20 protein-coding genes and 3 riboswitches are annotated in these 21,367 nt (G+C 39.4%); of the genes, 16 read left to right on the top strand and 4 right to left on the bottom strand.

Going from position 1 to position 21,367, the window contains the following annotated elements:
* Positions 1–10 precede the first annotated feature (10 nt).
* Positions 11–682 carry a phosphatase PAP2 family protein gene (locus L3V42_RS06170; protein WP_238471551.1) on the bottom strand — a complete coding sequence of 224 codons (672 nt, stop codon included), beginning with the start codon at positions 680–682 and terminating at the stop codon, positions 11–13.
* Positions 683–874: 192 nt separating this feature from the next.
* On the opposite strand from L3V42_RS06170, the gene L3V42_RS06165 reads away from it, so the two are divergent.
* The 3 genes from L3V42_RS06165 (at position 875) to tnpB (ending at position 4,093) form a co-directional block, all read left to right on the top strand.
* Positions 875–1,462 (top strand): MerR family transcriptional regulator, encoded by a 588-nt coding sequence (locus L3V42_RS06165; RefSeq protein ID WP_235763327.1) that lies wholly within the window; start codon positions 875–877, stop codon positions 1,460–1,462.
* 43 nt (positions 1,463–1,505) lie between these two features.
* Complete coding sequence (locus L3V42_RS06160; RefSeq protein WP_235763328.1) at positions 1,506–2,474, top strand: C45 family autoproteolytic acyltransferase/hydrolase; 969 nt, start codon at positions 1,506–1,508, stop codon at positions 2,472–2,474.
* 473 nt (positions 2,475–2,947) lie between these two features.
* The gene (tnpB, locus tag L3V42_RS06155; protein ID WP_238471550.1) at positions 2,948–4,093 is read left to right on the top strand and encodes an IS200/IS605 family element RNA-guided endonuclease TnpB; all 1,146 of its coding nucleotides are present in this window, start codon (positions 2,948–2,950) and stop codon (positions 4,091–4,093) included.
* A gap of 333 nt (positions 4,094–4,426) precedes the next feature.
* On the opposite strand, the gene L3V42_RS06150 is transcribed toward tnpB, so the two are convergent.
* Positions 4,427–5,026, bottom strand: a complete 600-nt coding sequence (locus L3V42_RS06150; RefSeq protein ID WP_238471549.1) for an SAM-dependent methyltransferase — start codon at positions 5,024–5,026, stop codon at positions 4,427–4,429.
* A 365-nt stretch (positions 5,027–5,391) separates the two neighbouring features.
* Between L3V42_RS06150 and L3V42_RS06145 the strand changes: the two genes are divergently transcribed.
* The 4 genes from L3V42_RS06145 to L3V42_RS06130 all read left to right on the top strand — a co-directional run bounded on the left by L3V42_RS06145 (position 5,392) and on the right by L3V42_RS06130 (position 10,703).
* Entirely contained in the window at positions 5,392–6,597 is a 1,206-nt protein-coding gene (locus L3V42_RS06145) for a murein hydrolase activator EnvC family protein (protein WP_238471548.1), read from the top strand.
* A 402-nt stretch (positions 6,598–6,999) separates the two neighbouring features.
* Positions 7,000–8,919 carry a heavy metal translocating P-type ATPase gene (locus L3V42_RS06140; protein WP_238471547.1) on the top strand — a complete coding sequence of 640 codons (1,920 nt, stop codon included), beginning with the start codon at positions 7,000–7,002 and terminating at the stop codon, positions 8,917–8,919.
* A gap of 137 nt (positions 8,920–9,056) precedes the next feature.
* A complete protein-coding gene (locus L3V42_RS06135) occupies positions 9,057–9,290 on the top strand; it encodes a heavy-metal-associated domain-containing protein (protein WP_235763333.1) in 234 nt (77 codons plus the stop codon).
* Positions 9,291–9,611: 321 nt separating this feature from the next.
* The gene (locus L3V42_RS06130) at positions 9,612–10,703 is read left to right on the top strand and encodes a glycerol dehydrogenase (RefSeq protein WP_235763334.1); all 1,092 of its coding nucleotides are present in this window, start codon (positions 9,612–9,614) and stop codon (positions 10,701–10,703) included.
* Between the two features lie 68 nt (positions 10,704–10,771).
* Here the strand turns inward: L3V42_RS06130 and L3V42_RS06125 are convergent, their stop codons facing one another.
* On the bottom strand, positions 10,772–11,935 hold the full coding sequence (locus tag L3V42_RS06125) for a dicarboxylate/amino acid:cation symporter (RefSeq protein ID WP_238471546.1): 1,164 nt from the start codon (positions 11,933–11,935) through the stop codon (positions 10,772–10,774).
* Between the two features lie 212 nt (positions 11,936–12,147).
* On the opposite strand from L3V42_RS06125, the gene L3V42_RS06120 reads away from it, so the two are divergent.
* The 3 genes from L3V42_RS06120 (at position 12,148) to L3V42_RS06110 (ending at position 15,653) form a co-directional block, all read left to right on the top strand.
* Positions 12,148–13,395, top strand: a complete 1,248-nt coding sequence (locus tag L3V42_RS06120) for a hemolysin family protein (RefSeq protein ID WP_238471545.1) — start codon at positions 12,148–12,150, stop codon at positions 13,393–13,395.
* A gap of 68 nt (positions 13,396–13,463) precedes the next feature.
* Positions 13,464–13,573, top strand: a riboswitch (TPP riboswitch).
* A 163-nt stretch (positions 13,574–13,736) separates the two neighbouring features.
* The gene (gene tenA, locus L3V42_RS06115) at positions 13,737–14,411 is read left to right on the top strand and encodes a thiaminase II (RefSeq protein WP_238471544.1); all 675 of its coding nucleotides are present in this window, start codon (positions 13,737–13,739) and stop codon (positions 14,409–14,411) included.
* Positions 14,412–14,796: 385 nt separating this feature from the next.
* A riboswitch (cobalamin riboswitch) is annotated at positions 14,797–14,973 on the top strand.
* A gap of 197 nt (positions 14,974–15,170) precedes the next feature.
* A complete protein-coding gene (locus L3V42_RS06110) occupies positions 15,171–15,653 on the top strand; it encodes an acyl-CoA thioesterase (protein WP_238471543.1) in 483 nt (160 codons plus the stop codon).
* A 30-nt stretch (positions 15,654–15,683) separates the two neighbouring features.
* Here L3V42_RS06110 and L3V42_RS06105 read toward each other — a convergent pair whose 3' ends face one another.
* Entirely contained in the window at positions 15,684–15,941 is a 258-nt protein-coding gene (locus L3V42_RS06105; protein WP_235763339.1) for a hypothetical protein, read from the bottom strand.
* Between the two features lie 379 nt (positions 15,942–16,320).
* Here L3V42_RS06105 and L3V42_RS06100 point away from each other — a divergent pair, with 379 nt between their 5' ends.
* The 6 genes from L3V42_RS06100 to L3V42_RS06075 all read left to right on the top strand — a co-directional run bounded on the left by L3V42_RS06100 (position 16,321) and on the right by L3V42_RS06075 (position 21,215).
* The gene (locus L3V42_RS06100; RefSeq protein ID WP_235763340.1) at positions 16,321–17,490 is read left to right on the top strand and encodes a DUF4367 domain-containing protein; all 1,170 of its coding nucleotides are present in this window, start codon (positions 16,321–16,323) and stop codon (positions 17,488–17,490) included.
* Between the two features lie 747 nt (positions 17,491–18,237).
* The gene (locus L3V42_RS06095) at positions 18,238–18,420 is read left to right on the top strand and encodes a hypothetical protein (protein ID WP_235763342.1); all 183 of its coding nucleotides are present in this window, start codon (positions 18,238–18,240) and stop codon (positions 18,418–18,420) included.
* Between the two features lie 397 nt (positions 18,421–18,817).
* A complete protein-coding gene (locus tag L3V42_RS06090; protein ID WP_238471542.1) occupies positions 18,818–19,174 on the top strand; it encodes a hypothetical protein in 357 nt (118 codons plus the stop codon).
* Between the two features lie 83 nt (positions 19,175–19,257).
* Positions 19,258–19,359, top strand: a riboswitch (TPP riboswitch).
* A gap of 100 nt (positions 19,360–19,459) precedes the next feature.
* Positions 19,460–20,239: a hydroxyethylthiazole kinase gene (thiM, locus tag L3V42_RS06085; protein WP_235763345.1), complete on the top strand. Its 780-nt coding sequence runs from the start codon at positions 19,460–19,462 to the stop codon at positions 20,237–20,239.
* Between the two features lies 1 nt (position 20,240).
* Entirely contained in the window at positions 20,241–20,855 is a 615-nt protein-coding gene (locus L3V42_RS06080; protein ID WP_235763346.1) for a cysteine hydrolase family protein, read from the top strand.
* Positions 20,856–21,215: a Lin0512 family protein gene (locus L3V42_RS06075; protein WP_235763347.1), complete on the top strand. Its 360-nt coding sequence runs from the start codon at positions 20,856–20,858 to the stop codon at positions 21,213–21,215.
* Positions 21,216–21,367 lie beyond the last annotated feature (152 nt).

Below are 21,367 nucleotides of genomic sequence, written 5' to 3'. Positions count from 1 at the left end.
GATGCCTCGGTTAGACGGGCATCCTTTTTTGCTGTTCTTTTGTTTTAGAAAAGAGTTTTCTATTAAAGAAAAAGTAACAAATCTGAAACCAAAAAATCGCAGCAAATGTAGCCGCTAAGACATCTGTGAAATAATGCAAGCCAATCATAATCCGGCTTAGACACACAAGTACGGGCAGGATAATTAATAAGATAACCATGCTTGCTTTCCACGTGCGTGATTTTACGAAATGAACAGCTAGAAAGATTAATAGAAGAGATAGAAGAACAATCCGCATCGAGTGACCACTTGGAAAACTATAAGAAGTCACATCAAGCGAATGGCCGAACACTTCCAGGTCTCTTGATTCTCCAGGTCTGCCGCGCTGAATCGTCCTTTTTAAAGCTAAATTGATGAAAAGGCCACCGAATGTAACAACAAGTGAAAATAAGGCATAGCTCCACAGCCGTTTGAACGCAAGAATAGCTGCGATAATGAAAGTAATAATTAAAATCATTTCACCGGATCCAATATCTGTAAGACCCTCCATTATTGAAAAGATACCTGATGATTCGTATGCTGTCAGCCATGCATAGATGGCTTCGTCCATATGTATAAACTGCTCTCTGAATATCGCAAGGAGCAAGAATAGCACGAAACTGCTAATGATAATTGTTGTTTGTTTTGATGCCGATAGAGTCATAAGTATGCCTGCTTTCTAATTGGATAAAGGATTAGTATACCATTTGCGGGGGTGTCTGCCAAATGAATCTTAGGTACATAATTTGTCGAATTTTTACGATGAAAAGATGGATAATCAAGAAGGAATTAACGATTGAAAAGTTGTATTGATATAAGTAACAGATTAAATAGACATGAATGGAGGATGGGTATCATGAACAGTGATAATAAATGGTTTCCGGTTGCGAGTGTCTCCGAACAAGTGAATATACCTCCAGAAACAGTAAGAAGATATGCAAGACAGTACAGAGATTTCTTGACTATAAAAAGAGGTGAGAAAAAGGCATATCTCATCCATGAAAGTTCGTTTGCAACGATAAAGGAAATCCGCTCCTTATTAGAACAAGGTCATCAGCATGGACAGGTGAAGCACTTGTTAGATGATACAGCTGATTCTCATGTACCGGCGAAAAGAGCGGAAACAGAAGAGTCTTTGGTAAACGAGCCCCCAATTCATAAAGAGATGATGGAGGAGCTACAGAATTTGGGGGAACAGAATCAACAGTTGTTAGCGATGCTGCATCATATGCATGAGCGGATGAATGGGTATGAAGAGCTACTATTACAGCAGCATAGCTTTCCAAGTGAACAGATGGATGAACAGGAGAAGGAGCAAAGGGATTATGAACGGAAGCGGGATGAGTACTTAATGAAAGCGATGAATGACATGCAGGAGAAGAAGAGGGAAAGTGTCAGCACGAAAGAGAGAACGAGGATTTTCACAAGGTTGTTTAAAAAGTAATTAGAATGATGATCAAATATTTTCATAAGAGGAGCTATAATGAATGAATAAAAAGTTGGCAGTGAAAGTGGTAGATTTGCAAGGTGACTATTTTCAAGTTGGAAAAATGCAAGGGAAAGAGATCAAGCAGACTTCCCTATTGGAACAAATGAAACAACTATGGAAAGTAAACGAAACTCCGAATATACGAAAAGCTGAACGACTATTAAGAAAGTTTTCTCCCAACTTGCTGGCGGAAATAAAAGGTCTTGCAGATGGGCTAGAGGTGGATATGGATATGGCACTTCTATTTAGTGGCTATGATGTTGTATTACCTAAGATGGGATGCACGAGTTTAGTAACAAATGGAATGTACATCCGTAATTATGACTTTAGTCCGCAATTGTATGATGCAAGACTTGTATTTACAAACCCAACGAATGGTTACAGAAGTGTAGGCTTCAGTCAGCAAATTATCGGTCGATTGGATGGAATGAATGAAAAGGGTCTAGTTGTTGGTTTGCATTTTGTCAATAATGAGGAGCGGGCAGAGGGATTTATTTCGACAACGATTGTCAGAATGTTATTGGAACAGTGTGCCGATATAGAAGAGGCAACGACCTTAATCCAACGCATTCCCCATGGTTATTGTTACAACTATTCCATTACAGACCGAAGTGGTAGAAGCATCAAAGTGGAGGCGACGCCAGATAAACAAATCATTACAGAAGCTGTACCTCTTGTGTGCACCAACCATTTTGAATCCGAATCGCTACAGATTAAAAATGGTAGTAAAATACAGTTGCAGGGGTCTACCGCCCGTCAAACGTATGTAAACGATTTACTTCAGAAAAATCCTGCTATAGCGGAATGGTATGATCATTTCAATAGGGAGGATTCACCCCTATTTTCCCATAATTATGATGAATTTTTTGGAACGTTGCATACGGTCATTTATTCTCCAAAAGACTTGGAAATAACAGTGGGGATCGGTGGTAATGCTAAACCAACGAAATATTCGATTCGCTATTAGGAGTGCAGGCGTGGATTTGTATGAAGTAAAGGAGCATAAGCTGATTTTAATGCTAGTAGTGCCTAGCATATCTTGATACTAGGCACTACTTCTATTTTATTCGGCTATTCTTCCGAGCTTAGTACCATATTCTCTGTCCACTTTAAGATTTCTTCTTCATCTACATTAGGATCTTGTAATAGAAGTGAGTAGCGTAACTTCTCTCACCAAATGATCACGCATAATCCGAGCAATTTCATAATCTACTTCTACAGTGAGAATTTTAATTTCTTCTGTCATGACTCCCCCGCCCTTCTCTGACTACAGTATAAATCACGGTACAATAACTCAATTAAAAGTTTATAAATAAATCAAGAACACTCGTGACTTCATTCAGTCATGAGTAAATTGATTTGTTTTGACGCTTCCGGACTTTTTCTATTTACACAGGAACGAATGTTCTATTTACTGATAAGTAAAGGGAGGTGAGTGTAGTGTTAAGACATAAAGCATATAAATTTCGCGTCTATCCAAATAAAAAACAGCAGGTTTTAATTGCTAAAACAATCGGTTGTTCCAGGTTTGTATATAATCACTTTCTTGCCCTTTGGAATGAAGAATATGCTAAAAATAAAAAAGGCTTATCTTACAACGCTTGTTCAGCAATGCTTCCAAAAATGAAACAGGCAGAAGCTACACATTGGTTAAAAGATGTGGATAGCATAGCTCTCCAATCCTCCATTAGAAACCTCGCTGATTCCTTCTCTCGTTTCCTTAAGAAACAAAATAATAAACCTGTATTTAAAAGTAAAAACCATCCTATCCAAAGCTACAAGACTAAAAATGGGAATAATAATATTGAATTAAAAGGGAAATGCATCAAATTACCAAAGCTGGGACTTGTTAAATGTGCTAAAAGCCGAGAACTAAAAGGGCGTATTTTAAATGCAACCATTCGTAAACATGCCAGTGGCAATTATTTTGTATCCATTCTTTGTGAAGAAAAGATAGAAGTATTAGATAAAAAGATTGTTCCTATTGGTATCGATCTAGGAGTTACTAATTTTGCCATTCTTTCGGATGGTCGTAAAATAGACAACAATCGCTTAACCTCAAAAATGGAAAAGAAACTAAAACGGGAGCAGCGAAAGCTATCTAGACGTGCTCTAGTCGCTAAAGAAAATGGCACTATATTATCCGAAGCAAAAAACTATCAAAAGCAAAAAAGAAAAGTAGCTCGCTTATATGAAAAAGTTGTCAATCAGCATAACGATTTTTTAAATAAGTTAAGTACAGAAATCATTAAAAACCACGATGTGATCTGTATCGAAGACTTAAACATCAAAGGGATGTTACGTAATCGTAAGTTAGCAAAAAGTATTTCGGACGTATCATGGTCTAAGTTTGTAGCGAAATTAAAGTATAAGGCGGAATGGCATAGTCGTGCAATCATCAAGATAAACAGATGGTTTCCAACCAGTCAACTTTGCTCGGCCTGTAGCCATCAAGACGGCAAGAAGCCACTCCACATTCGTGAATGGACTTGTCCTAAGTGTCAAGCCCATCATGACCGTGATATCAACGCAAGTAAAAATATCCTAAAGGAAGGTCTAAGATTACATGCTCAGAATTTAAGTTAAAGCAAAAACAACCGCAGGTACTTCGGGGCTAGCTTGGTCAATAAGAGAAACCGCTGATGATGGTGTATGTCACTATTCATCAAGTATACTCTCTTCCCAAGAATCTTGTGACTTTAGTCATGAGAGGTTCAATTTTAGTTAGTAATAGCACAGCTGGTTCGTGATGCTTGGCACGATTCGAATTTAAACTACAGAGTAATCGGTCTTTGATAATATCTAAGCCCCCGAACGAGTAACGTTCATGGGTGTTCGGGTAGTTTAGCGATTCCTGAATTTTTCCGAAACAAAAAAACGTCTGGCATTCAGCAATGAAGCCAGACTCTGGATAACGGGCTAATCCAAACGATAGATCAGGAACTTTCCATGTTTCCCATGTTGTTTATACGCTTTTACTTTGTTAATTAATCGGAAAGGCGTTTCTTTTTTAAGGAACTTTTTAAATTCCGGAAGGGGATAATAGAAGATGATGTCCACGGGACGTTTATGTTCTTTCGTGGATTGTAGAATGTTTTGAACAACTTGCTTAAATATGGATACGGAAAACGGGTTAAAAAAGTAAAACACATTTTCTTCAGGCTTAATTTCATATTGCTCGGCAAGTCCAAATTCAAAGTGTATTGGTGCTTTTAGATGTTTGTTTTTTCGTGTATATAATGCCTTATTTATCTGTGATTCCTCGAAAGTGAGATCATTCATTTCTACGCCTGTTACAGTCACATCGAAATGATGGTGGATGTAAAAGGACACCCTGCCCCTTCCGCTGCCAAAGTCAACTACATGGTCATTGGGTTTTAATTTATACGAGCGGAATAACTTTTCAAGAGCGGCGTATGGTGTTGCTTCATATCGATTATATTCATCAGTCTGTTTACGCCATTCTCTTAGTCCTTTAGTCTTAACTTGAAGCATTTCATCAAATTTTCTTTCCAGCAATCTTACAACTTCACTCCATCTCTTAAAAATTTATTACGCATTAATCCCTCGACTGAATGAAGTTTCACTTATCAGTCTACCAACCTCTCATTCTACTAATAAGCTGAACAAGGAGCAAGTTAACAGCATTTAAAGCATACTGATCAGTAAGAAAACTAAAGAACTATTACAAATGATGCAATATTATGTCGAATTTTGATATACAACTGTAATATTGTATTAACTTCTGCGAAATCAAAATGTGCTATATTACCCATGGATTATCGAAAGAAAACATCAAAATTTCACGACGGTGGATTTTATCATAGATAACGTTAAATATAGTTTGTATAATAATGAATTTGAATGAAATGGGGAACGAGAAGTTGAAAAGAAAAATAGTAACAATGGCCACGATGGCAGTGGTCGGTTTTGGTAGTGTATTTTTTGGTACGACGGCATCTGCAGACTCATTAGAAGATCTAAAGGATAAGGAAACAGAGCTGCAACAGGATCGAAAAGATTTAAAAGTGGACCTTTCTGAAGCGGAATCAGAAGTAGCTGATATTCTAATTGAATTAGAAGAAATGAATGTCGAAGTTAGCCGAATACAGAAAGCACTTGAAGAAAACAAAGCCTCTATGAAGAAGAATGAAGAAGATATTGCGCACACCCAAGAAGAGATAGACTTACTAGAAGAGGAAATTGCTGAACTGGAAGAAGCAATTGAACAGCGTTTCGACATCTTAAAAGAACGGGCGGTTGCTTACCAGAAAAGTGGCGGAGATATCTCATACTTAGAAGTATTGTTCGGTTCGCAAAGTTTTGGGGATTTCATTAGCCGTGTAAGTGCAATAAATAAGATTACAGACTCTGATGTTACATTGATGGAACAAATTGAAGCGGATAAAGCAATAGTAGAAGAAAAGCAAGATGAAGTTGTTGATAAACTTGATGAGTTAAAAGATTTGAAACAAGAGTTAGAAGGAATGCAAGCATTAATTGAAGACCAAGAAAAAGAGACAAAAGTAAAACAAGCGAACTTAAAAGAAAAAGAAGAAAAACTTGTTGCTAAAGTGGAAGAATTAAAACTTGAAGACAATAAACTTGCAGCACTTGAAAAAGATGTGAAGGAAAATATGGCGGCACTTACAAAGCCGGTAACGAAAACTCAGCCAGCACCGGACACTAAAGTTGCTTCAGATAGTGTTGGTTCAAGTGGTGGTTATCTTGCATGGCCTGCCGTGGGAGGATATATCTCCAGTTATGTTGGACCGCGCTGGGGAAGAATGCATAATGGAATTGATATCGCAAGACCAAGCAATCATAATATTTTAGCTGCTGCTGACGGGGTAGTCACGAAAGCAGGCTCTGCTGGTGGTCTTGGCAATAGAGTAGAGATTGAGCATAGTGGCGGATTAAAAACAATCTATGGACATTTATCGTCTATTAATGTGTCGGTTGGACAACAAGTAAGTACAGGAACCGTAATCGGTATTATGGGTAGCACTGGTAACTCGACAGGTATTCATTTACATTTTGAAGTATATAAGAATGGTGCCCTGCAGGATCCGATGAATTACCTGAATTAAATTTACACAAAATAGATTGAAAGCTGGTTTCCAAAGTAGGAGACCGGCTTTTTTGGTGTTTAATTACTCAAATTTCGCACGTTTAGTTTTCATAAAATGGTTGGCAGTACACGTCATTACTCAAAGCAATCTAACATCTGTCTCAACCGGTCGTTGACAGCACCACTTACTACCCGAGAAACGTGAATCCATGTTTATCTTATGTGAAGGGTGGGTATCTTGACCTCCGTCAATTTAAATGCTTGATTCTCGGCTTATTATAAAGCCTTAGCAAAAACACAAGACAAGAACAAAAAGAAATCAAAATTTTGACGCCCGTCAATTACTATTATTAAGTGACGTCCTATATTAGAGTTAATATTAAAAGCTAATACAAAAAAAATAAATGTGGAGGGAAGCAATATGCAGAGATATATTTTAGGGAAAAAAAATCAAATCACGTTGGTCAGTGCTATTTTAATTGTCCTTGGATTCTATGGTCGATTTGGTTTAGACAATACAATCCTTTTCAATGTGTCACTCATCATTGCCTCTATTCTTGGAATCGCACCAATCGCAATCCAAGCGTACCAGGCGTTAAAAGTAAAGGTCGTCAGTATTGATGTATTAGTTACCATCGCCGTTGTTGGAGCGATACTAATTCAAAATTATGAGGAGTCAGCGATTGTTACATTTTTATTCCTATTCGGCGCTTACTTGGAGCAGCGCACGTTGAACAAAACGCGCTCAGCAATCAAAGAATTAACTGAATTAGCACCGGAAAGTGCATGGAAACAAATGGAAGATGGGGAATTTGAAGAAGTCGACGTGGATGAAGTAGATGAAGGCGATATCCTCTTAGTAAAAACGGGTGCCAAAGTGCCAGTAGATGGAACGGTATTAACTGGTGAAGGTCATATTAATGAAGCAAGTATTACTGGTGAGTCTATTCCAGTAAGTAAAGCAAACGGTTCAGAAGTTTTTGCCGGAACCATCTTAGAAAACGGAACAATCCAAATCCAAGCTGATCGTGTTGGGGAAGATACAACATTTGGTCAAATCATTGAACTGGTAGAAGAAGCGCAAGACTCAAAGTCAGCAGCAGAACGTTTTATAGATCGATTCTCCAAATACTATACACCAGCTGTTTTAGTTCTAGGTATTATTGTTTGGTTATTCACAAATAACGTTGAACTTGCCATTACCGTTCTTGTTTTAGGGTGTCCTGGAGCCCTCGTCATCGGTGTCCCTGTATCCAACGTTTCCGGTATCGGAAATGGTGCCCGTAATGGGGTACTCTTAAAAGGTAGTGAAGTCATCAATGACTTTAGTAAGGTCGACACGATTGTCTTTGATAAAACAGGTACATTGACGATTGGCAACCCGGAAGTTGCGGAAAAAGAGTTTTACGGAAAGAATACAAAAGAAGTACTCGAATACTTGGCTAGTGTGGAACGGGAATCCGACCACCCATTAGCAAAAGCAGTTCTGCAGGATATTGGGGAGACGGAATTCTCCACGGTAGAAGAAACCGAAGTAGTAAAAGGCGGCGGGATTGTTGCAAAAGTGAACGGTCACCGCATTGCAGTTGGTAACGTCGCTTTAATGGAACAAGAGAATGTAGTATTAAATGATAAAGCTCGAAAAGACGTCGAACGTTTTGAACAAAACGGAAACTCCCTTGTCCTTACAGCGGTCGATGGAGAATTAAAAGTTCTGATGGGTATTCGGGACCAAATCCGCCCAGGTGTGAAACAAGATCTGCAAGCCTTGAAGAAACTTGGCGTAAAAAACCTTGTCGTCCTTTCCGGAGATAACCAGGGAACCGTTGATTTAGTTGCCCGTGAACTCGGTCTAACGGAAGCACATGGTCATATGTTACCAGAAGAAAAGTCAGATTATATTGAAAATCTGCAAGCAGAAGGTGAAATCGTTGCCTTTGTCGGCGACGGTGTGAACGATAGTCCGTCACTTGCTTTAGCGGATATTGGGATTGCCATGGGAAGTGGAACAGACGTAGCAATTGAAACATCGGATGTCGTCTTAATGAACTCTGACTTCAGCCGCTTGCCACATGCATTAGGATTAACAAAGTCAACTGCAAGAAATATGAAGCAAAATATTATCATTGCAGTCGGCGTTGTAGCTATCTTACTAGCTGCCTTACTGTTCAGTAACTGGATGAACATGTCGATTGGAATGTTGGTTCATGAAGCAAGTATCTTGGTTGTCATCTTTAATGGTATGCGACTCCTCCGCTACCATTTAAGAGGCAACAAAACGGAAACAGAAACAATAGCAGAAACGAATGCGAGTATGGCTAAAACGAAAAACGCTACCTAAACATGTTAAAAGAATGTAAAAGATAAGGAAAACTTGACCGCCGTCAATTTTTAAAAAGCGAAACAGTGTTATATTAGAAGTGTAAAGAAGAACAAACGAATAAAACTTAAAACTAAAAGTAAAAGGAGATTGATACCATGCAAAAAGCAACGATTCATTTAGAGACGTTATCCTGCCCATCCTGCCTACAGAAGATTGAGAACGCCGTAAAGGGATTAGACGGTATTGAAAAAGATAGCGTTAAAGTAATGTTCAACTCCAGTAAAGTAAAAACAGATTTCAATTCTGAAACAGTGGGGATTGAAAATATCGAAAAAGCGATTGAAGATCTGGGATACCCAGTTATAAAATCAAAAGTAAAATCTGCTTAAATTGAATGAATTTCATAATTACCAAAGTCGGCTTCACCATCACCATATGTAGTTGGGAACGAACCAACCCAACTACATATGGTGATAATGAAACATTAAATACGTATTATGAAATTCATTAAATTGTATAAAGATGAGAAGGAAAACATACTAAGATTAGTATTTTTTTGTTGGGTAGCCCGGTACGTCCCGAATGCTATCGAAAACAAGGTTGTTTAGGCTTATTTGTCGAAAAAGTTGCAAATGAGTCATCCATAGATGGCATCTCAACTGAAATATAGGGTATAGTAAAAATGTAAACCAACTTGAGGAGTGAATAATATGTCAGCAGTTATTTTTCAATCACCGAGTAAGTATATTCAAGGAGCTCACGTATTAAACGAGATTGGCGGGCATGTAAAAGCTTTAGGTGCGAAACCTCTCATTTTATCGGATGAAGTCGTGTGGGGGATCACCGGCGAGCAAATTGAAGCAAGCTTCAAGGAAGTAAGTTTGGATTATCATTTTGTCGAATTTCACGGGGAAGCTTCCCTGAATGAAATCGATCGCGTCGTAGAAGAAGGTAAGAGTCAGACGGTCGATCTTGTTGTAGGTGTTGGTGGTGGGAAGACGTTGGATTCAGCTAAAGCAATTGCCGATGGGCTTGATGTTAGGGTTGTTATTGTTCCAACAACAGCTTCAACGGATGCACCGACTAGTGCCTTATCTGTTATTTACAATGATCAGGGTGTATTTGAGTCATACAAGTTTTACAATAAGAACCCAGATCTTGTATTGATTGACACCGCAGTTGTTGCTAAAGCTCCACCGCGCTTCTTCTCATCTGGAATTGCGGACGCGATGGCAACATGGGTAGAAGCTAGAGCGAACATCAAAAGCGGTGGGAATACGATGGCTGGAGGGAAGCCTAGTATTGCTGCACAAGCCATTGCAAAAGCCTGTGAAGAGACATTATTTAAATATGGAATACCAGCCTATCATGCAGTAGAAAAAGGACTTGTCACGAAACAGGTCGAGGCCGTTGTTGAAGCAAACACATTGTTATCTGGTTTAGGATTTGAGACTGGAGGGCTTGCAGCAGCGCATGCAATCCATAATGGATTTACTGTTCTTGAAGGTGATATTCATGATTTAACACATGGTGAAAAAGTTGCTTACGGGACGTTAGTTCAGTTAATGCTCGAATTGCATTCCGAAGCGGAATTAAGAAAATACATTCATTTCTACCAGGCGTTGAATTTACCAACTACTTTAAGGGAAATGCATTTGGATAAAGTATCCTTTGAAGATCTTGTAAGAATAGGTGAAGCAGCAACACAAGAAGGCGAAACAATGAAGAATCTATCGCCAGAAATTACTGCAGAAGACGTAGCAAACGCAATTCTTGCAGTTGACCAAATAAACCAGAACTAGGGAGTTTACCCTAAAATTTTGCATGGAAAAAAGGTGCTGGACAATAAATTGTCTGGCACCTTTATTATTTATGCAGCTGGATCTTCCGACTTAGCTCCGATAATCTTGTCAACCATCATTGCAATTGCTCCGTCACCGGTCACGTTTGTTGCGGTTCCGAAGCTATCCTGCGCCATGTATAATGCAATCATTAATCCAAGTGCTGTTTCATCAAATCCGAGCATTGTGCTAAGTAAGCCTAAGGCTGCCATAACGGCACCACCTGGAACACCAGGAGCAGCAATCATAATAATTCCTAACATTAAAATGAAGGGAATCATCATTCCGAAAGTTGGCAGTGACATTCCGTCAGAAAGCACCATAACTGCTACTGAACACATCACAAGTGTAATCGTACTTCCTGCCAAATGAATGGTCGCACACAATGGGACAGCCGAATCAGCTACACCATCACTTACCCCATTGTTTTTGGAAGAGCGAACCGTTATAGGAATTGTAGCAGCACTGGACATTGTTCCGAGTCCAGTAAAATAGGCCGGCAGCATTGTTTTTAACAAGGAAAATGGATTTTTCCCGGTAAGCGAACCCGCGACAATATAAAGGACGACGAGCCATACCCAGTGGATTGCAATTGCCATGACAAGTACGAGCCCGAATGCTTGCAGCGTGTCAAATACCGTTCCATCTGCAGCAAGTTCGGCAAAAATACTTGCAATGTAGAACGGTAAAATTGGAATGATGACTTTCCAGATGAGACGTTCAATAATTTCTTTCCCCTCATCAAAGAAAGATCTTAATGTAGGGCTTTCAACCCGTGTAATCCCAATCCCGAACACAAAAGCGAGAACTAAAGCTGTCATCACACCTGTAATCGGGTCAATCGTAAGTTCAAATATAGGATCAAAACCACTTGCTTCTTCTGCGGAGGCACCACCATTTCCAACGAGCATTGGAATAACAAAAAGAGCAACAATAAATGCTAACGTGCCCGCTAAAATAGTGGAAGCATAAGCAAGTCCACCGGTGATCCCAAGCATTTTCCCGGAATGCTTACCGAAACTCGCAATCCCACTGGCAATATAAAAAATAATGATAAGTGGAATCGTAAATCCGAGGAATTGTCCGAACAGGTCTTTGAATGTTACGACAATCTCTACGATGAATTCTGGGATAACTAATCCGATAAGAATACCGGCGACAATACCGACGAGTAATTTAACGATTAATTTCATTTCTTCACTCCTTCTCCAGTTTTAGATTTCCTTAAATATATCACTGCTCTGATCTTAATACAAGCGCGCTTTCAGGGCTTTCGTGGTGTCATACATGTTCTCAAATTTGTCGAAAAATGTTGTTTCCGAATCGATTAAGGGGATACTAAGAATGCTACTTTTCTAATTTTGTCGTATGATTTTAATAGATGTATTTTAAGTAGGGCAGGTGAATGATGGTGACAGTGTTAATTACCGGTATTATTATTCTTTTTATCGCATCAAGTTATTTTTCAGGCAGCGAAACGGCACTCACGGCAACGAATGAGATGAAGCTTCAGCTGAAAGCAGCAAGCGGGGATAAAAAAGCCGAGCGTTTACTCAAGCTCGTGAACAATCCGGATCTCTTTATTCCGGGTATTTTAATCGCGAATAATGTACCGAATATCGTGCTTCCTTCCCTTGTGACGATTGTCGCTTTAGAGTTTGGCTGGAATATAGGAATCACAACAGCAATACTTACCGTATTAATTATTATCTTTGCGGAAGTGATGCCGAAATCAGTTGCAGCAGCTTTTCCCGAACGGATTTCTTATATCGTCTATTATCCAACGATGCTCATCCTGTTAATCTTAAAGCCTTTTATTTGGCTGCTTAATCTCCTGACAAAAACAACAATCAGATTGCTTGGAAAAGGAGAAGGTGAGGAAATCACCATTTCAAAGGCGGAAATGCGGGCGATGGTCGATATTGCTCATACAGAAGGAACGTTTAAAAATGATGAAATGTATCGCTTGAAATCGATGATGGATTTCCAAACATTAAATGTTTCCGACGTATTGAAAACGCATCGAGTCGAGATGAAAGCCATCCCGACTGATATTGCCTTTGACGAGGCAAAAGAGTTTTTGCTAGAAAATCATCATACGCGCTATCCGATATATGAAGGGGACAGCGATAATATTGTTGGTGTCTTCCATTCGAAGTTCATTTTATCCTGGTCGATCAATCCGGGAAAAGGAATTAAAGAATTCTCTGATATGAATCCTTTGTTTATTTACGAGTTCAATTCAATTGACTCGGTGTTTAAAAAGATGATGGACGCAAAAAAACATATCGCAATTGTGCTGGATGAATATGGTGGAACAGAAGGGTTAATTACTCATGAGGATCTAATCGAGACGATGATTGGTCAAGATATTGAAGATGAGATGGATGAAGATGATGCACTGATTCATGAGCAAACGGAAACAGTTATCATTTGTGATGGACGTTTGTCGTTACACCGTTTAAATACTGTCTTCCAGGTTGATCTTCCCGAAGAAGCTGATAATGTAGCAGGTTTTATTTTGAGCCAATACAGCTATTTGCCAGAAGAGGGAGAAATATTTTCGTATGGAAATTTGGAATTTAAGGTATTGGAAGTAAGTGAACGAAGAGTGCACTTAGTGGCCATCAGAAAGCTTCAGGACAATGACTAACATGATTGCTTGACCATTCTCCTTGCTAAAGGCTCATTATTATGCAATAGTAGAATTAATAGAATATTTCTCACCACTAGGGGTGCGTAATTTGCTGAGAGAGTCAGTTGGAAAGCTGTCTCAACCCTTCGAACTTGATCTAGTTGATACTAGCGAAAGAAAGCGGTGTTTGATAGCGATATTGTGCATGCTATATACAGACCGCCTTTTCCATTATATAAAGGAGCGGTCATTTTTAATGGAATGGGTAAAGAAATAAACAATGCTTGATTAAGCTATCAGCAAATCGAGTCGCCCCTTTGTGGTGTGGAGCATTCTTACCAAAAAGGGAGGAATAATTTATGAGTGAACAGTTTACAGATCGTCTATGGAGAAAAGTGCAGCCAATTTGGGAAGCTTACTTGGAGCATCCATTTGTGAAAGGAATCGGGGATGGGACGCTTGATAAGGAAAAGTTCAAGCATTATATGAAGCAGGACTATGTCTATTTAATCGAGTATTCAAGAATTTTTGCGATTGGAAGCTCAAAGTCACCAGATTTACATACGATGACGATGTTTGCGAACCTTTTGCACGGGACGTTGAATATGGAGATGGAATTACACCGGGAATATGCGGCTCGCTTCGGAATTACAAATGAAGAACTTGAGGAAACAGAACCTTCCGCAACGATGACTGCTTATACAAGCTATATGCTGAATGTTTCCCAGCTGGGTGGTGTGGAAAATGCGATTGCATCTGTGCTGGCCTGTGCGTGGAGCTATAACTACATTGGAAAAGAGTTAGCGAAGAATGCCGAGTCGTTAGAGCATGAGTTCTACGGTGATTGGATACAGATGTATTCGTCAGTTGAATTCACGGAGCTCGCTGAAAACTGCCAGAAGTTGATTAACGATTACACAGCAGGCAAGTCTGAAAAAGATTTGCAAGCGCTTGAAGATATTGTTGTAAAAACAAGTAAGTTTGAATATATGTTCTGGGAAATGGCTGAGAATATCGAAATGTGGCCGATTTAAAGGAATAGAGGGGGGAGTGTTTGTCGCTCCCCAACTTTTTCAAGCTTTTTTTACTTTTTCCCTTATCCTGCGAACGAGGGAGATTCATTCAAGGTCGTTGGTCCCGCGATATGGGGACTGAGATTGTCATCTTTTGTTGAAAAGATGGATGGCGATTCATGAGAACAAGGAATGAGTATTAATCTTTCTGTATGAATTTCCATTTTCCAAATCACTCCAATTTTGATAATAGGTATAATGAATATTTTCAATACACCTTCATTACGTGCCAAGTTTATTATATGTTTCACTTTTAATAATCTTTAACGAACATTGCGATTTCAATCAATCTATACTATGATGAATGATACAATATTTCGTTTTTTATTGGAATATAACTACATACGATAAGACCCGTAATCATGGTGTCTGTGAAGACCTAATAGGGAATCTGGTGCGAACCCAGAACTGTACCCGCAACTGTAAATGCTGACGAAATAAGTAAATCCACTGTCTTGGACGGGAAGGAATTAGAGTAGGATGAAGCATAAGTCAGGAGACCTGCCATTATTATGAACATTATCTTCTTCGGGAGCTGGGAAGGTATAATAAGGTTGACTCTGACTTTTAACGGTAATTAATTACTGTTTTATTGAAGATGCTATCTTTTTATACCCATCTGCTTTGATGGGTTTTTTCATTGTTTCATAAATTACTCAAAAGACTCTCCCGTAATTAATGTAAGTGGATTCCTATAGCGAACTAAGGAGAGGTTATGGAATGAAAGAAAAACTGCCTGCAACGTTATCAAGAACTATTCAGTCAAAACTTATTTTACCACCGGATACGAATCATATGGGAACGGTGTTTGGAGGAACAGTCTTAGCTTACATTGATGAAATAGCAGCAATTGCAGCCATGAAGCACAGCCGAAGTGTCGTTGTCACGGCTTCGATCGATACGGTGAATTTCCTCTCAACTGCTAAGGCGGGAGACATCTTAACGTTGGAAGCGGTCGTCGTTTCTACTGGGCGAACATCAATGGAGATATATGTGAAAGTAGAATGCCAGCATTTGGATACAGGTGACATAACAACAACTACTACTGCAATTCTGACAATGGTTGCGATTAATAGCGAAGGGATACCGACTCAAGTTAGTGGGGTGATTCCAGAAACCGAAGAAGAGAAGCGTCTTTTCCAAAGTGCGCAAGTAAGAAAAAATCGCCGGATGCAGATTCGGGAGTATTCAGGGGGCAGGTGAGAAAGAATCCTGCCCCTTTCTCAGCTTCATTTAATTATTTCCCTTCCTGCGCCCCGCAAACTTCAATAGAATAAAATAAGCAACAGAAGCAGCAAGCACTGCAGTAAGCAATGACAACCCAAGTGAATTACTGCCTGTAATAACGGTTTCCTGCGATAGATTAGCACTCATGAACCAAGCGGAACTCATATCCGGAATATATATCCATGTCAGAAACATGCCAGACAGTATCTGGAATACAGTGTACATGACAATAAAACTAACGATAAAGACAAGATACTTTTTCATTGCATACCCTCCGATTTATTTATTCCTTAACTTATATACGAATGTCGTGTCATTAGGTTTCATTCTATTGGATTAAAAGGCTTTCTTCCATCTAAAATAACTATCCCCTTTTTCCAAGTATTGGGGTATAATATTCTTGAGTTTTACAAATGGAATTTTCCTATACATGTTTATAGGAGGGAAGGGGAGAAAAGTCAGAGGTCATTTAGATATGATTGTTGTTTTTAAAAATATTACATAAGTTAATGAATTTCATAATACGTATTTAATGTTTCATCATCACCATATTTAGTTGGTTCGTTCCCAACTACATATGGTGATGGAAAAGCCGACTTTGGTAATTATGAAATTCATTCAAGTAAAAGGGAGAAAATGAGAGATGAAAAAAACTATTGTCTTATTGCTGCTTGCAAGCCTGTTGCTGCTCGCTGCTTGTGGGGAAGATAAAGAACAGCTAAACGTAAGCGAAGTATTGGAGCAGGCAATTCAAGCAAATGCAGACTTGGAAAGCTATTCCACAGATATGAAAATAGATACAGAAGTAATGGAGATGGAAATGACGATTGAGGGATCAGCTGATATTACCCATAATCCGGACACCCTCTATTTGGATATGGCAATGGGGATGGCTGGGATTTCCATGGATATTGAAACATATGTTGTCGGTGAAGAAGTGTATATGAGTATGTTTGGCGAATGGCTCATCATGGATGACGAGGAAATGGGATTAGATAATTTTGACCAGTTGAACCAGGAAGAACTTGATAAACTAGAGTCTTTCGTTGACCAATTTGAAATGACAGAAGAAGATGAGGTCTATGTGCTCAGATTAGCTGGGGAAGGGGAAGAATTTGAGAAACTGATTGAACCATATCTTGATGCTACGATGGGAGATTTGGCGATGGATGTTTCGCTGGAAGAGGAGGATTTCTCAGATTTATCCATCAGCAATTTCGAAACAGAAATGAAGGTTGATAAAGAGACGATGCTCGTTCAATCGCAAACGGTGCAAGCCGAGTTCGAAATGGACGGCGAAGCTTATCAAGTAAATGCAGAAGTAACGATGTCGAATATGAACGAGGTTGAGCCGATTGAAATTCCGGAAGAAGTAAAAGAAAGTGCTGTAACAGAAGCGGATTGGGAAGAAGATCTTGGATTTGTCGAGGAAGAAATGTCACTAGAGGAGATTAAGGAAACGGTGGATTATACGATTCCTGATTTGTCATTCGTACCGGATGGTTATGAACTAACGGAATCCTATTACTATTCGGATGATGAGTCTGAGATGGTTTATCTGATTTATGAAGATGAAGATAGGAATGGAGTTGTCTTTAGCATCTATCCTTCACAGGAAGATTATGGGGAAGTATATGAAGATGAGGAGACGGAAACAGTATCCGTGAATGGCAATGAAGCGGTTCTTGAGGTCATTGATGAAGAGTTCATGTACCTTACTTGGGAATATGAAGATGTGTTCCTTGAATTAATCGGGGAAGGAACAGAAATGACGAAGAAATTGCTTCTGCAAATAGCGGAGGGGATTGAATAAGAGTAAATTTGGCCGAATAAAAAAACGACAGGTGAACGGTGGTGACCCCCAAAAGTTAGTTTTTTTACTCTAACTTTTGGGGGGGGCGGGTCCAACATTAGAATGATCCTGTCGTTTTTTGGATTATTAAACATGCTTACATCGCGGTATTTCCGGAATGCGCAGGAACCCAAGAGGCGGGTATTGGCGATACACGGAATATTACAATCAGTATAGGACATATATGTAATCCACCAGTCGCCTTTCAACTCATCTAAACTAAGCTTTTCTTCGTCTTGTGTGATGAATTCAAAATTGGCCATCGGTTCAGCCATGTTTGTATCTATATTTGAGCCACACGCACTAAGTAAGATGCCGAAAGAAATAAGGAGTAGTGTCAGAGAAAGAAACACCTTCTTTATTTTCATATTGATTATTCCTCGTCTCAGTGTATAAGGAAAACTTAAGATAATTTCCAATTTCAATTAAATTTAATGAATTTTATAATACGTATTTCATGCATCACCATCAGCATATGTAGTTGAGTTGGTTCGTTCTCAACTACATATGCTGATGGAAAAGCCGACTTTGGTAATTATGAAATTCATTCAAATTACTATAAAACTTTTGAACTGTCAAAATATCGGAGGTTAAAAGGAATCCGCAGGTTAAGCCATTGTCCAAAGCTGTTCTTCTTTGAAAAGAGTAAAATATTTTCCTTGCTTGAATACATTAAAGAAGGAAAAGTTATTTGGAGGTGTACTCGTCATGTCATTATCACGAGAGGCAAAATCAACAAACTCAGCAAATGAGACAATATCTTTAGAAGAACTTGCCTTTGTTGCTGCTACTCTTTTTTTTATTGGTTCAATTATTTCTTTTTATATTGCTTATAAAAACCTTAAAGACTCCTCTTCAAGCGGCCAATCAATATTGGAACTTGTGCCATAAATTAGAGATAAATCAAGGATACGAGGTCATTCTTTGAATCACAAAGCCTTGATTCTGCCCAATAATCCTCATTTTCTATGTTGTCTGTGCAACCGACCAGAATAACAATAGATAAAAGATAATAAACTGAAGTTTTCTCAAACGCTATTCCCCTCCCTATGCTAACTTACCTTATCCATGTCCTACCACTTACAATTTTTTACGGATCGCCCCTTCAAAACCCGATTAAATTCAATAATTTAACTACGTAGTCACCGGGGAAAAGGATTCATCTCACTATTTCACCCAAAATTCACTCCAAAAATAGGGATTTGCCTAGTGCGGTTTCATCTACTCTGCCATAGGCTGTAGAGAAGGGAAAGGCTAAGTTGAAATTTTCTAGAAAAGGAGCATATACATGCATGAATTTGTAAATAATCCACCAATGTATCATCCGTTACCGCACCATCCGGAAATGCACCGGGTACGTCCGCCTGGTCATGGTCATGGCCCTGGTCCGGGCGGTGGTATTGATCCACTGGCGGCAGGTTTGATTGGAGCTGGGTTAGGATTTTTAGGCGGCGGATTAATTGCTGGTGGACCAGGCTTTGGTTTTGGGCCGGGTCCTGGTTTTGGTCCCGGATTTGGACCAGGTTTCGGACCGGGATTCGGCCCTTGGTTCGGTCCAGGGCCTGGATTTGGCTATGGACCCGGCTTCGGAGCAGGCCCAGGATTCTGGGAGTACGGTCCAGGTTTTGGGCCATATGGATTCTAATAAAAGAAAGGGTTTGGGTGCATGCACCCAAACCCTTTCTTTTATATTGAAAATAAGATAGACTAGTAAGAAATAACAATATACTTTTCCACTAGGGGTGCCTGCAGGCTGAGATAAGACTTTTTCTTAATCCCTTTGAACCTGATCTAGTTCATACTAGCGTAGGAAAGTGGAGTTGGCATGCATACATAAATTGTATCGATAACCACTCCATCTCAGGGGTGGTTTTTTTAAGAACTACCTTGTTATAAATTACTTTTATTCTATAAAAAGGAGGAGTTTTTCATGGATTACATTGGAAGAATTCGAGAAAAGAGTCCATTTATCTATAACATTACGAATGAAGTTGCGACAAATTTTGCGGCAAACGGTCTAATTGCGATTGGTGCATCTCCGGCTATGTCGAACACACCGAAAGAGGCGGAGGAGAATGCGAGTCATGCTGATGCGGTTGTATTAAATCTTGGAACTTTAACCGAGGATCGAGCCGAGGCGATGCTATTAGCAGGGCTTAAAGCGAATGAAAAAGGGACACCGGTCATTCTTGATCCGATCGCAGCAGGTGGAACGAAATTCCGTACGAAAGTGATTAATGAATTACTGGAAAGGGTAAAATTTGCTGCCATCCGGGCGAATGCTGGGGAGATTTCCGTACTTGGCGGAGCGCTTGATATCATGAAAAGCCCTGATTCGACGGTTGAATCGATTGATCCGAAAATTGCTCAAGCAGTCGCAAAAGAATATGACACGGTTGTTATTGCAACTGGGAAAACGGATGTAATTACAGATGGCACGCGCACGACACTTTGTCACAATGGCCATCCGATGCTGCAGAATATTACAGCGAGTGGCTGCTTACTCACTTCCCTCGTTGGACCTTATTTAAGTGTTACGGAAGACCTGTATGAAGCAAGTGTTGAAGTGACTGCCTCATACGGAATAGCGGCGGAACTTGCGATGAAGAAAGCAAAAGGGCCAGGTACATTCATCCCTGCTTTACTGGATCAGCTTTATTTGCTTGATCAAGAGACGGTGAATACGTATAAAAAGTTAGAAGAGATTTAAAATGGATACAACAAACGGTAAAGCAGCTCTTCTATTAGTCGATTTACAAAATGACTTTTGTCACCCGGAAGGTACTGCAGGTAAACGTGGCAAAGATATTCATGCTTTTCATGAACAAATGAAACATATGAAGAATCTGCTAGAAACAGCTAGGAAATTTAAGGTTCCAGTGATCCATGTGATCTCGGAACATAGTGCTTGGACAGAATCACCTTCTGCAATTGAACGATTTGGCAGAACTAACCAGAAACGTAATTTATCTTACTGTGAGCCGGGTAGCTGGGGAGCGGAAATCCACGATGATTTCTCTCCGCTTCCAGGGGAAAAAGTTGTCGTAAAAAATCGATATAGCGCATTTGTCCAGACAAATCTTGAGCTTTTATTACGTTCAAACGGGATTAGACACCTTACGATTATCGGAGCATACACGAATGTGTGTATTGATACAACTGCCCGTGATGCTTTTATGAGAGATTTCTTCGTAACGGTTCCCTCTAATTGTGTCGTCTCGGATAATGAACAATTACATTACGCCGCATTAAAGTTATTGCAAGGAACGTTTGCAAAAGTTGTTCACTCAGTGGAAGTTAAAAAACAATGGAAAGGGGAAAAATAAATGAAAGAAATTATATTTATCGAAGCAGGAATGGGAATTGATCTCCACGGCCAGGACGTAAATGTAGCTGCCGAGCGCGCGATTTTAGATGCCATCCATTACAATTCTATGCCAGGAATAAAGAAGATGCTGCCAAATCAGGACTTGAACAATATGCGGGTGAACGTGAAACTGGCCGTACCAAAAGATGAGGAAAAGCTTAATGAGGAGAAGATTAAAAGTCTGCTTCCTTATGGAACGGTAACGGTAGAAACGGTTGCTGGAGGTATGGCAACAACGAGCGGTATTTTCCTTGAGGACCAAAAGGATGAAAATGATTTAATGTATATTGTGAATGCGGTCGTTGAGGTTGGTTATTAGGGAATGTTCAAAAAGTCCGTGAAAAGGATATTTCGTGAAATGATATTTAGTTTAGTCGATAAATCAAATAAGTATGATGATGGGATAATAAATGGTACAATAATAATATAGCTGGCACTTCTATTCTTTGCAAAAATGTAAGTGCCTCCATA

The sequence above is a fragment of the Oceanobacillus alkalisoli genome, from assembly GCF_022213125.1.
Lineage (GTDB): Bacteria > Bacillota > Bacilli > Bacillales > Amphibacillaceae > Oceanobacillus > Oceanobacillus alkalisoli.
This window is presented reverse-complemented; position numbering and strand designations above follow the sequence as displayed.